The following is a 12366-nucleotide window of genomic DNA, read 5'->3' as shown; positions in this document are numbered from 1 at the left end:
AGATTGAGTTTAAGCAGGAGAGTCAGTTGAAAATTGATTTTACCTGCTTAATTCAATTGAAAATTAGATTATTTCTTTACTTTAAAACGGTATTTACATTTTAGGCAGCGGTAGTCTTGAAAGATATTCTTATCGATCATTACGCCTGCTTTTTTACCAAAAATATTGCCAACTACACCGCCAGTAATACCTGCACTGATTGCACCGACAAAAGTTCCTACAGTACCGCCAACAATTACACCTAATGGTCCAGCAACTGTACCAATCGCTGCCCCTATAGAAGCACCTGTTGCAGCACCGCCTACGGTACCCGCTGTTGTTCCCGCAGCTGTTAGTAAAACACCGCCAGTGGTTTTAAGTAATTTATCATGATCACGTGTTTCAATTTCTGTAGAACCACACTTTGGGCATTGCAGCGTTTTTTCCATAAAATTTTTCCTGTCTTTCATCATTAAGCGACGCAGTGAATGGAGCAGAATCAGTAAAGTGGGTAAAGAACACGACTTATGGCGAAGCGTCTTTTTCCTGATTGGTGATCGCAACGATATACCTGGTCAGCCACGATTTTAGCTGAACATTGGCACAAATATTTATAGATCATGTAAACACTTGTACTTTAATAATCATCTCTTAAAAATGTCTTAAGCACCATTTTTAAATGGATCAGGTGTGCCTAAAAGTGACTAAGTGATGGGTGATTGATCAGAAACAAGATAAATATTTGGCTTGATTAGATTTCCACTAAGAGCAAGCTTGTTTATACGTTCCTAAAACAAGAAAGGCTTATTCAAATAGAATAAGCCTTTTAGCATGTTCAAAGTGATTTATCTAACCTTAAAACTTTATATAAACCAAGCATTAAAGTAATCCAGATTGGAATCAAAATTACCGATTCTTTAAAGCCTTGAGTCCACATAATGTATAAAATCATGCCGATAAAAACGAGCACGACATAGTTACTTAAAGGTGAAAATAGAGCAGGGAATTTGGCAACTTTGCCTTCAAGTTTCATAGCTTTTTTAAACTTTAAGTGGGTAAAGCTAATAATCGCCCAGTTTAAAACTAAAGCTGCAACAGCCATGTACATAAGATGGCTTAAAGCTTCTTCTGGTACAAAATAATTAAGTAAAACACACCCAAAAATCAGTATAGAAGAGAAGATAACAGCGGCTGTTGGTACGCCTTGTTTACTTACTTGTCCAAAGACTTTAGGGGCATTGCCTTGTACTGCTAGTCCGTACAACATACGGCTGTTGGCAAACATGCCGCTGTTATAAACTGACAGTGCAGCAGTCAAAATAATAAAGTTCAGTAAATGTGCTGCCCAGCCAATGCCAAGCTGACTAAAAATCATGACAAATGGGCTTTTATCTAAACCACCAAGGTCCAGTTGGTTCCAAGGAATAAGCGACATAATAATCGCGAGTGAAGCCACGTAAAAAATCAAGATTCGAAAAATAACTTGGTTAATGGCTTGTGGAATACTTTTCTCAGGATTTTCTGCTTCAGCAGCGGTCATTCCAATCAGTTCAATACCGCCAAACGCAAACATTAAAAAGGCGAGCATATAGAATAAACCCGAAAAGCCATGTGGGAAAAATCCGCCATGCTGCCATAGGTTTGAAAAGCTCGCTATAGAGTCGTTGCCTGCCGTCAGCAATAAATATAAGCCAAACACAATCATTGAAATGACTGCGGTAACTTTAATAATAGCTAACCAAAATTCAGATTCGCCATAAAATTTAACATTGCCTAAGTTCAAGCATGTGACCAGTACAAAGAAAAATAAAACTGAAACCCACGCAGGTATATGAGGCCACCAATAATGCACATATTTGGCTACGGCGGTAAGCTCAGTCATAGCCACTAAAATGTACACTACCCAATAATTCCAGCCCGATAAAAACCCGGGAAACCTTCCCCAATACTTTTGTGCAAAGTAGCTAAAAGAGCCAACCACGGGTTCTTCGACGATCATTTCACCCATTTGGCGCATAATTAAAAATGCAACCAAACCGACAATGGCATAACCTAAAATGATTGAAGGACCAGCAGATTGAATGACTTGTGCAGAGCCTAAAAATAGTCCTGTGCCCACAGCACCACCCATAGCGATTAACTGGATGTGACGATTTTTAAGTCCACGTTTTAATTGGGAAGTTGAGTTACTCAAAATACTATGCGCTGTCTGAAAAAGCCGACGCTATTGTAATGGATTGGTTAGGGATAACCTAGTTTGAAAAGAATTTTACTCAGTTAAATAAAAAGGATCCGTACAAAGCTATACGAATCCTTTTTAGAAAATGATGTTTTTATAAATTAGAAAGACACCATTTTGCCCGGGTTAATCATTGCTCCGATGCCATACATACTTTTAGCGAGTGGAATAACGACAGGGGCAAGGGTACGGCCAAAAATAATATTTTGATGGTCAATTTTAGATAACATTTCAAAATCATTAGATTGCCCAACAAAGTCATTTGCAATGGCTTTACCAATGCGTACTGTCTGTGCCACGCCGTGACCGCTCCATCCGTGAACTGCATAAATCGGGAACTTGTTACCAAACTTACGACTGTCGACTGCACCATTTACAGTTAAATCAGTGGTTCCACTCCAGACGAAATCCATCTCTAGATTTTTAATTTGCGGGAACACGGTATGAATTCGATGCTCTAAATAGTTTAAAGTTTTCTCTGGCCCCCAGCATGTGCCAGTACCTTGGCCCCCAAATAATAAGCGGTTGTTAAACACAGGGCGGTAGTAATCAATCTGGAACTGAGTGTCATAAACTGGATGTCCAAATGGCAGAAGCTCTTTGGTATCCAGTTCTAATGGAGCAGTGGTCGCGACATAGGTATAAAACGGAATAGTGGTATTGTTTTGTTCAGATAAAAGTTTAAATGAAGCATGGTGTACCGCTAAAACCACAGACTTTTTAGCTTTTACGACAGCATTTGCTGTTTGAACATAAATACCATCTGCTTTTTCTACTATTGAAATAACTTCTGTTTGTTCATAAACAGTACCGCCGTTTTGGCAAAAACCATAAATTAAGCCGCGATTTAAAGCCAAGGGATGGATCTGTCCGCCTAACTCATCAATTAAACCGCCTGTATAGTAGTCAGATTTAATATAGTCCATGAGTTCGTGCTTACCTACAATACGGGTATGGTCTTCGCCTAAATATTTTCGTGCATCAGCACCTTGTGTTAAGCCGACCAAATGTCCTTCATGAACGGCGGCAGTAATATGGCCATGTTTTCGGTCAAAGTTGAGTTGGTATTTTTCTGAGATGTCATCAATGAGTTGCATGGCCTCCGTAGAGGTAAAATGCCATAGTTTTTTTGCATCTTCATAGCTTAAGCGATCGGCCATTTCTTGAGCTTCCCAGCGTGCTAAACCAGGAGTAAGTTGTCCACCATTTCGACCAGAAGCTGCACTACCAATACGGTTTTTTTCTAATAAAACGGTATCTACGCCTTGTTCAGCTAAGTGTAGGGCAGTCGATGAACCTAATAAACCACCACCAATAACCACGACATCACATTCAATGTCGGCATTTAAACTATCAAAGGTATGCCAATCAGACAGTGAGCTTTCATAGTAGTTGGCTGGGTTATCTACCGAAGTGCCATTAACCTTGGTTGAGTCAAATTTCGCGTGTTTTGGATTTAACCAACTCCACTCTTTGCCCACTTGTAGAGATTTACTTGGTTTATATTCCACATCTTTTAAAAGCTGGGGTTTAGAAATAATTTTCATAGAGAAGTTCCTTAAAAAATTAATAAGCATTAGTAATGGCAATGCTTTGTTTTTTAATCGTTTTATAAATGAATAGAAGAATGCCTAAAGATAGCCAGAAGCATCCAAAAATCAGTGAAGATGAGTCAAGATTGAGCCATAAGCAAATAATGCTAATGACCGATAGAAGCGGTAAAAATAGGTTTAGAAATTTATTTTTAAAACCTAAGCGCTGTTTATCTTTAATATAAAATTTCATAAAAACTGAGAAGTTGACGGCCGTAAAAGCAACGAGCGCACCAAAACTGATCAGGCTTACGACTTGAGCTAAATCTAAAAAAATAGCTGACATTGAAATAAGCCCGACAAATAAAACCGAGAAAAATGGCGTACCTAAAGAGCTATGGATAGTCCCAAAATACTTTTTAGGGAAAATATTGTCGGTGCCCATTATATACAGTAAACGCGAAGCACTGGCATGCGAGGCAAGACCAGAGGCGACTGTGTTCATAATTTGGCCGCATAAAAATATCGACTGAAACAACGCGCCGCCTACATAAAGCACAATTTCAGGAAGTGCTTCTGAAGGGTGGTGAAAACGAACATTGTTTGGAAAATAAAGCTGAATAAACCAAGCAGCTGTGAAGAAAATAAGCCCGCCAGTAAGTGTTGTTAACATGACTGCTCGAGGAATATTTTTAGTGGGTTGTTTGGTTTCATTTGAAAGAGTAGTGACTGCATCAAAACCTAAAAATGAAAAACATAAAACCGAAGCGCCAGCAACGAGCGGTAATAGCGATTGTTCGCCATGCCATAGCGGAGCCAAGGTCAGCACGTGTTCATAACCTTGAGTTGAGCCAATACCACGAACCACTAAGTATACAAAAATGACCATGAGGATAATCGGAGCAAACACAAACACGAGACTTAAGTTGGCAAGTAACCGAATACGGAAACAGTTGACTAAAGTCACAAGGCCCGCCGATACCAATACCCAAAACCAATAAGGCATACTCGGAATGAGTGCGGTGAGATAAATTGCAGCCAGTAACACATTAATAAGGGGTAATAACAGATAGTCGAGTAGAGAACACCAGCCAACGAAAAATCCACTTTTAGGCCCTAAACTTTCAGCAGTATAACTATAGGCCGAACCTGATCTTTCAGAATTTTTACTAAACCTCGCATAGCTCCAAGCGGTGAGCAGCATCGCGCCTAAAGCAAGTAAATATGCGAGAGGAACATGACCATTGGTAATTCCGGAAACAATACCGAAAGTATCAAAAACCGTCATGGGGGTCATATAGGCAATACCAATAATCGTGACTTGCCATAGTGATAGTTTTTTTAAGGAAGACGCTTTATTTTCCATGTCTTTTCAACCTCAAATTTCGTTATTTTGCTTTTCATCCAGAAAGGCGATGCTATTTTTAGGCCAAAACTTCCCCTAGACTTGAATAAACAAGTCTGATTGAAGAAAGTTTGAACAGTAGCTAGAGGCTTAAAGTGCTATTTCACCTTGGTGGCACACTAAAGTTAGAATAAAGAGCTATTATTCTTTTCTTTTTTAGATCACAACTAACTGGAAAGACTGACACGGTCGCGAGAAAAACTGTTGAGCAGTCTTTTCTTTAAATAATGTTCCAGTTCGGATGCTAATGTCGTTTGAAGTAATGACCCGAGATGAATCATTCATAATTACTGCTTTTTGTTTGATATTTTTGAGTTTTGGCATAAGTAGTTTTTCAAGGGCCGAAACTAAAATATCGGTCGCAATTACACCGATAAATTCATCACGAATCATGACAGGGTGGGCAATGGTGATGGTGTAGGCGCCGTTACAAATATAATCAACGTAAGGGCCATGTATGCACGGGCTTTTATCTTGAGCAGGTTTGTGGAACCATTCAAAAGAGCGGAAATCTAAAAAGCGCTGCGCATTTTGGTAGTTTTCAAGTTTCGCTTGTTGTAACTGGTCTTCTTTTTTATACCACCATTCGAGTGTCCAGTAGTCTTGTTCGTCTTGCGTTGCTGGACTATAACTTGCAAAACCAGTTCCTTGACTATAATGGCTCTGATTTAGCGCATTTTTAATTTCCTTCTGCAAAGCAGAGCGTTCTGAAGTTGAAAGCTTAATATCAGCATTTTTTTCAGATGCATGCTTTGACAGAATTTTGCTTGCTTTAGCCGCCAGTGTTTCCGTAATCGTTGTTGTTTCCTCAACAACACTTTTTAATAAATTTTGAAGCTCTTCTATATCTAAATCTAAGTGCTGGGTCATTCCGATAACTCCTAAAATTCCATATTCCTATCTTGATTATTGATAAGCCATCTCATTTATTATTTTTATTCACTCGATAACTTATACCGAAGCATTTGGTCAGTGAGCATTGAAACTATTTTTCTTGCTTGAATCACAGCTTCATTTTCATTGTTTTCAACAAAAGATGACAAGAGGTGGTGATATTGCTTTACAACTTCACGGTGAAAATCATCATCTCGATAAAGTACAGCTATCAGTGGAGCCCATTCAGCCTGAATAGTGAGTTCCTGATTTGCCAGTCTTGCAGATTGGGCAAATGAGGTGAGTGTCAGCAAACAACGTAAATCAAGCTGTGCGCGTGTGTCTGCTTCAAGGGCTTTCTCAAATTGTTCAATCAACTCTTTTATTTTGCCTAGTTCATATTCTGTGGTTCTTTGAGCGGCTAAATATGCACTATGACTTAAAATTGCACTGTGAAACTCGCCTAAATCGGCAAGATACTCATTTGAAGCTTGGCGCAATGGATGTTGGTTTAACAGTAAATCTGAAGGTAGCTCACAAACAAAACTTCCACCATTTCTGCCGCGACGTGTATCAATTAAACCTTTTACACGTAAAGTATTTAAAGCTTCGCGTACAGTAATGGGTGAAACGCCCATTAAGCGTGCTAAATCTGCCTCATTAGGAAGTTGTTCATTGCTTTTGAGCAAACCAGAGATAATTGCATTTTCCAAGCGTTCTACAACTTGTTCAGAACGAGTTGCTTGAGCAATAGGTGCAAAAATTATCGTATATGCTGACATGGCGAATTCTCTAAAAGCTAAGTCAAAAGACTTAGCTTAATGAAGCGGATAAATAGTTATTAAAACACGCCATAACCATGGACAGCCTGTTCATCTTCAGGCACGGCTGGTATTGCATCCCAAAGTTCAACAATTTTGCCATTATCTACACGCCACAGTTCAAAATAGGCATGTCGATTTCCGGCAATAGTACCTTCGGAATGAGTCAATACAAATTGACCATCAGCAATGGAGCGATGCGTTTTTGAGTATACCAAACCTTGTCCTTCATTACGGATATTGTTCAAAAAATCAATGACGGCTTTAACGCCATCTCCAATATCTGGACTATGTTGAATGAACTGATCGCCGTGAGTGTATTCTTTGAAGGCATCGTAATTTCCATCAATTAATGACTCCTTAAAGAAAGATGTCACAATCTCACGGTTTTTCTCTGGGTCATGGTGAGTTACGATTTCGGTTGGACCATCTAATTGCGTTCTACCGCTTACATTCGGCGCTGCTTCTGCTACAAGACCATCCCAATGCTCTACAATTTTGCCGTCTTTTACTCGGTAAATATCAAAGCCAACCAAAGGGTTTTCATCTAAGCCTTGAAAGCGGCCATGAATTGCAACCAAGTCACCATCTGCGAGCACGCGTACAGCTTCGTGTTGCATGTCTGGGCAGTCTTCTACCAATTGGCGAAGACCCGAAATACCATTTGCAACGAGTGGTGAGTGCTCTATAAAGTCTTCAGAAAAATAACGGTCTAGAGCAGTGGTGTCATGCAAATTAAATAGCTCGTGATGGGCTTTGCTCACCAAGTCTTTCATTTCTTGCTTATTCATTTTGATCTCCTTTCAAAACGCATTGTTATTATTCGTTTGAACTCATCACATGTTTAACACGGGTATACTCTTCAAAACCGTAACCAGATAAATCTTTACCGTATCCTGATTTTTTGAAGCCGCCGTGTGGCATTTCTGCAGTTAAAGGAATATGGGTATTAATCCAAACTGTACCGAAATCGAGTTCACGTGACAGACGTGTTGCGCGAGCATGATCTTTGGTCCAAACACTTGAAGCTAAGCCATATTCAACATCGTTGGCTTTTTCAATGGCATCATTTTCATCGGTAAATTTTTGAACGGTAATGACTGGTCCAAAAATTTCTTTTTGAATAGCTTCATCATGTTGTTTTAGGCCACTAATAACAGTCGGTTCAAAATAGAAGCCCGGGCGGTCTGCTTGTTTACCACCTGTTTCAACTTTGGCGTGAGCAGGTAAGTTGTCAATAAAGGCTTTAACATTTTTCAATTGGTTGGCATTGTTAAGTGGACCATAAAGCGCATCTTGATCATCGGGATCACCAAAACGAGTATTTTTGGCTGCTTCAACGAGTTTAGCTAAAAACTCATCGTGAACAGATTCAGCCACAATGACACGTGTTGCAGCAGTACAGTCTTGGCCTGCGTTGAAATAGCCCGTTAAAGCAATCATTTCAACGGCTTTATCAATGTCGGCATCTTCAAAAACCAGTACCGGTGCTTTACCGCCAAGTTCAAGGTGAGCTTTCGCTAAATTTGCTGCGGCAGAAGCGGCAACTTGTAAACCTGCACGAACCGAACCTGTAATCGAAACGAGTGCAGGGGTTTTGTGTGATACCACTTTTGAGCCTACCTGTGCTTGGCCTAACACCACGTTAAATGCACCTTTAGGGAAGAATGGTGCAGCAATTTCTGCCAATAAAAGTGTACTTTCAGGAGTGGTATCACTTGGTTTAAGCACTACAGTGTTACCCGCTGCCAACGCTGGAGCAATTTTCCAAATTGCCATCATAAGTGGATAGTTCCAAGGAGTGACTTGCCCAACTACACCGATGGGTTCACGGCGAATAGAAGAGGTTAAACCTTCTAAATATTCACCAGTTGCTGAGCCATCGAGTAAACGGGCAGCACCTGCAAAAAAACGAACTTGATCTGCCGATACACCGACTTCTTCAGATGCAATTAAGTGTTTTAACTGCCCCGTATTTCTGCTTTGCGCTTCAATTAAACGGTCAGCATTTGCTTCGATAGCATCTGCCAGCTTCAGTAATGCTTTTTGACGCATTGATGGTGTACTGCGTCCCCAAATTTTAAATGCTTCTTTGGCAGCGGCATACGCTGCATCAACTTCTGCATCGGTTGCATTGGGTGACTGTGCATAAACTTCACCAGTCACTGGGCTGACCAAGTCGAAGTAATCATTTGCTTTGCTAGCAACATATTCGCCGTTAATAAAGTGTTTTAGTTGAGTTTTAGCCATTTTATTATACCTTGTCCTTAGGTTTTAACATATAACATATAATACTATATGTATTATGTTTTAATTTTTCTGTCAAATGCCTTGATGAGAGGAGTGAGTGAAAAAAGTGAAAATTTAAATCAAATTAGATTTTAAGTTTTTGATTTGATTATTTAAAAAAAATTAAAAATTTATTGAGGCTTTTTAGAATGGACTATGGTTTTGATGGTTTTTAATTTTAATAGTGGGTACTTAAGGAAATTTCTTTGTAGGAATGGGGGGATGAGCCAAACTTTATGCTTAGCCCATCAATTCTTATTCTTTGAAATTAAAGTGAATGATCAGGTCTTATGACTTGCAAGCAGAATGCTAGTTTCACTGTTATAAATACCTGAAATATTTCTGATTCTTTCTAAAACTTTGTCAAAGTTTTCTAAAGTGTCAGAGCGTAGCTCGACCAAAATATCCCATTTACCATTGGTTTTATGCAAGCATTCCACCGCACTTTCTAGGCGTAGTTCTTTAATCACAGACTGTGCTTTAGTACCTTCGACCATAATGCTCATCCATGCACGGATGACATTGCGTTCAGCATTTGGTTTAAAACGAACTGTATAGCCAGTAATGATGCCCGAAGACTCAAGATATTCCATTCTCTTTTTAATGGTTGCTCTTGAAACATGAACTTTTTCGGCTAACTCAGTTACAGACATCCGTGCATTGTCTTTGAGTAAACCTAAAATAATTTGATCAATATTGTCCATAATGTCATTGTCAATTATCAAATTGGTAAAAAATAATTCATTTTTTGCTGAATTACAAATTTTGTGAATCAATTTGATTTTGAATAATAGGGTCATCAGTTAAGCCTAATAATTCAATTTAATGGACTAGATAAGATGAATAATTTTGCAGTTTCTCGTACTGACTTTAACGAGTGGATGGTTCCAGTTTTTGCACCGGCAAATTTCATTCCGGTACGTGGTGAAGGTTCACGTATTTGGGATCAAGAAAATAAAGAATATATCGATTTTGCAGGTGGGATTGCAGTAAACGCATTAGGTCATGCGCATCCAGTGGCGGTAAATGCATTAACAGAACAAGCAACAAAACTTTGGCATGTCGGCAATGGTTATACCAATGAACCAGTTCTACGCCTTGCTAAACAACTCACCGAAAATACATTTGCAGACAAAGTATTTTTCTGTAACTCGGGTGCAGAAGCAAATGAAGCAGCATTAAAGCTTGCTCGTAAAGTTGGGCTCGATAGTGGCGTTGCGGGTAAAAGCGGCATCGTGGCATTTAACAATGCTTTCCACGGCCGTACCTTATTTACCGTTTCAGCAGGTGGTCAACCAAAATATTCACAAGATTTCGCACCACTTCCAAATGGTATCAACCATGTTGCCTTTAATGATTTAGAAGCTGCAAAAGCAGCCATTAACGAACAAACATGTGCCGTGATTGTTGAACCGATCCAAGGCGAAGGCGGCGTTATTCCTGCTGACATCGAATTTTTAAAAGGTTTACGTTCACTGTGTGATGAGTTTGGTGCCTTACTTATTTTTGATGAAGTACAAACTGGTGTAGGCCGTACAGGTTCACTTTATGCTTACATGAACTCAGGTGTTACACCAGATGTGCTTACTACTGCAAAAGCATTAGGCGGTGGTTTCCCAGTCGGTGCAATGTTAACGACTGATAAATTTGCGACGCATTTTTCAGTGGGTACGCACGGTACGACTTATGGTGGTAACCCGTTGGCAAGTGCTGTTGCTGGCGCAGTATTTGAATTTATTAATACACCAGAAGTGCTTGAAGGCGTAAAAGAGCGTCATGATTACTATAAAAACGCTTTAAATAAATTAAATGAAAAATATGAAGTCTTTAAAACGATTCGTGGAGAAGGTTTGCTAATAGGTTGTGCCTTAAAAGACAAGTTCGCTGGTAAAGCAAAAGATATTAATAACCTTGCGGGTGAGGAAGGTTTACTGAGTCTGATTGCTGGTCCAAACGTTGTACGTTTTACGCCGTCTTTAATTATTCCATTTGCTGATATTGATGAGGGTCTAAAACGCTTCGAACGTGCACTTGCTCGCTTTGTAGAAATTCAAAAGGATGAACAAGCCGCATGATGATTATTCGCTACATTGAACCTAAGGATGTTAATGATCTTTACCTTTTGGCTCAAAAAGCGGGTTTTGGTTTGACATCTTTGCAGCCAAATATGGAAAAGTTGGCTGCACGTATTGAACGAGCATGTAAAACGGTAGCAGGTGAATTACCAAAAGCAGATCAGGTTTACTTATTTGTTTTAGAAGATACCGAACTCAACAAAGTTGTCGGTGTTTGTGGTATTGAGGTCGCGCTCGGGTTAAAAGAGCCGTGGTATAACTTCCATGTGGGTACTCAAGTTCACGCTTCGGAACCTTTAAGTGTTTATAACGCTTTACCGACTTTGTACTTGAGTAATGACCATACCAACTGTAGTGAGCTTTGTACGTTATTTTTAGACCCAGACTATCGTTTAAATAAAAATGGCAAGTTTTTATCTAAAGTACGCTTCTTGTTTTTGTCCGCATTTCGCCAATACTTTGAAGAAACGATTGTGGCTGAAATGCGTGGCTATTCAGATGCAACTGGGCAGTCTCCATTTTGGAATGCGGTAGGTCATAAATTTTTTAATATTGAATTTACCAAAGCGGACTATTTAAGTGGAATAGGGCAAAAGGCCTTTATTGCCGAGCTGATGCCGAGACATCCGCTCTATGTCGATATGTTGCCAGACGATGCTAAAGCCGCAATTGGTATGGTTCATCCAAATACGCGACCTGCTTATAATCTTTTGCTAGAAGAAGGGCTTCGCTACAAAGGCTATGTCGATATTTTTGATGGCGGAGCAACACTACAGGCCGATATTGAAAATTTACGTGCCATTAAAGAAAGTCAGATTTTAACTGTACAAGTTGTAGAGTCTACTGATTTAAGTCTAGGTGATGAACCTTGTATTGTTGCCAATGATGATTATGAAAATTATCGGGCAATTGTAGTGTATAGCGCACCTTATCAAGATCAAATACAGCTCAGTTTAGAGCAGGCTAAACACTTGAATGTTCAAAATGGGGCAGAAGTTCGAATATTGAGTATTAATGTTCCACATGCTTCAAAATCAAAAGCTATAAATAGATTGGAAAATAATCAACATTTGCAAATGGCGGTTAATTAGGCAGTGAGTTTTTATAACTCACCACATTTTATGAGGAATATTATATTATCCCTGAGTCAAAA

The 12366-nt window shown here is 39.4% G+C and carries 11 protein-coding genes; 2 read left to right on the top strand and 9 right to left on the bottom strand.

The annotated features are described in order from the left end of the window. Window positions 1-68 precede the first annotated feature (68 nt). From B554_RS0111835 to B554_RS0111795, 9 genes are all read right to left on the bottom strand, one after another. Window positions 69-428 (bottom strand): hypothetical protein, encoded by a 360-nt coding sequence (locus tag B554_RS0111835; RefSeq protein WP_000416091.1) that lies wholly within the window; start codon window positions 426-428, stop codon window positions 69-71. A 386-nt stretch (window positions 429-814) separates the two neighbouring features. Next, entirely contained in the window at window positions 815-2173 is a 1359-nt protein-coding gene (locus tag B554_RS0111830; protein ID WP_081400371.1) for an amino acid permease, read from the bottom strand. Between the two features lie 146 nt (window positions 2174-2319). Continuing rightward, window positions 2320-3765 (bottom strand): NAD(P)/FAD-dependent oxidoreductase, encoded by a 1446-nt coding sequence (locus B554_RS0111825; protein ID WP_019458206.1) that lies wholly within the window; start codon window positions 3763-3765, stop codon window positions 2320-2322. Between the two features lie 19 nt (window positions 3766-3784). Next, the gene (locus tag B554_RS0111820; RefSeq protein ID WP_019458205.1) at window positions 3785-5116 is read right to left on the bottom strand and encodes an APC family permease; all 1332 of its coding nucleotides are present in this window, start codon (window positions 5114-5116) and stop codon (window positions 3785-3787) included. Window positions 5117-5311: 195 nt separating this feature from the next. After that, window positions 5312-6025, bottom strand: a complete 714-nt coding sequence (locus B554_RS0111815) for a cache domain-containing protein (RefSeq protein ID WP_019458204.1) — start codon at window positions 6023-6025, stop codon at window positions 5312-5314. A 65-nt stretch (window positions 6026-6090) separates the two neighbouring features. Next, a complete protein-coding gene (locus B554_RS0111810; RefSeq protein WP_019458203.1) occupies window positions 6091-6810 on the bottom strand; it encodes a FadR/GntR family transcriptional regulator in 720 nt (239 codons plus the stop codon). 59 nt (window positions 6811-6869) lie between these two features. Beyond that, window positions 6870-7640: a nuclear transport factor 2 family protein gene (locus B554_RS0111805; protein ID WP_019458202.1), complete on the bottom strand. Its 771-nt coding sequence runs from the start codon at window positions 7638-7640 to the stop codon at window positions 6870-6872. A gap of 28 nt (window positions 7641-7668) precedes the next feature. Continuing rightward, a complete protein-coding gene (locus tag B554_RS0111800; protein WP_019458201.1) occupies window positions 7669-9099 on the bottom strand; it encodes a gamma-aminobutyraldehyde dehydrogenase in 1431 nt (476 codons plus the stop codon). A 320-nt stretch (window positions 9100-9419) separates the two neighbouring features. Beyond that, window positions 9420-9842, bottom strand: a complete 423-nt coding sequence (locus tag B554_RS0111795; RefSeq protein ID WP_002001056.1) for an Lrp/AsnC family transcriptional regulator — start codon at window positions 9840-9842, stop codon at window positions 9420-9422. A 135-nt stretch (window positions 9843-9977) separates the two neighbouring features. Here B554_RS0111795 and B554_RS0111790 point away from each other — a divergent pair, with 135 nt between their 5' ends. Next, entirely contained in the window at window positions 9978-11213 is a 1236-nt protein-coding gene (locus tag B554_RS0111790) for an aspartate aminotransferase family protein (RefSeq protein WP_019458199.1), read from the top strand. Beyond that, the gene (gene astA, locus B554_RS0111785) at window positions 11210-12304 is read left to right on the top strand and encodes an arginine N-succinyltransferase (protein ID WP_019458198.1); all 1095 of its coding nucleotides are present in this window, start codon (window positions 11210-11212) and stop codon (window positions 12302-12304) included. The genes B554_RS0111790 and astA overlap by 4 nt, the downstream gene beginning before the upstream one ends. The last annotated feature ends 62 nt before the right edge of the window (window positions 12305-12366 follow it).

Source organism: Acinetobacter sp. GG2 (genome assembly GCF_000292385.1).
GTDB classification, from domain to species: domain Bacteria; phylum Pseudomonadota; class Gammaproteobacteria; order Pseudomonadales; family Moraxellaceae; genus Acinetobacter; species Acinetobacter seifertii.
The sequence above is the reverse complement of the archived record's forward strand: the minus strand, read 5'-3'. Positions and strand labels throughout refer to the sequence as shown.

What these genes read in the sequence shown, in the direction of transcription:
- B554_RS0111835 (WP_000416091.1), bottom strand. Translation starts at nt 428, where the DNA reads ATGGAAAAAACGCTGCAATGCCCAAAGTGTGGTTCTACAGAAATTGAA.
- B554_RS0111825 (WP_019458206.1), bottom strand. Translation starts at nt 3,765, where the DNA reads ATGAAAATTATTTCTAAACCCCAGCTTTTAAAAGATGTGGAATATAAA.
- B554_RS0111820 (WP_019458205.1), bottom strand. Translation starts at nt 5,116, where the DNA reads ATGGAAAATAAAGCGTCTTCCTTAAAAAAACTATCACTATGGCAAGTC.
- B554_RS0111815 (WP_019458204.1), bottom strand. Translation starts at nt 6,025, where the DNA reads ATGACCCAGCACTTAGATTTAGATATAGAAGAGCTTCAAAATTTATTA.
- B554_RS0111810 (WP_019458203.1), bottom strand. Translation starts at nt 6,810, where the DNA reads ATGTCAGCATATACGATAATTTTTGCACCTATTGCTCAAGCAACTCGT.
- B554_RS0111805 (WP_019458202.1), bottom strand. Translation starts at nt 7,640, where the DNA reads ATGAATAAGCAAGAAATGAAAGACTTGGTGAGCAAAGCCCATCACGAG.
- B554_RS0111800 (WP_019458201.1), bottom strand. Translation starts at nt 9,099, where the DNA reads ATGGCTAAAACTCAACTAAAACACTTTATTAACGGCGAATATGTTGCT.
- B554_RS0111795 (WP_002001056.1), bottom strand. Translation starts at nt 9,842, where the DNA reads ATGGACAATATTGATCAAATTATTTTAGGTTTACTCAAAGACAATGCA.
- B554_RS0111790 (WP_019458199.1), top strand. Translation starts at nt 9,978, where the DNA reads ATGAATAATTTTGCAGTTTCTCGTACTGACTTTAACGAGTGGATGGTT.
- astA (WP_019458198.1), top strand. Translation starts at nt 11,210, where the DNA reads ATGATGATTATTCGCTACATTGAACCTAAGGATGTTAATGATCTTTAC.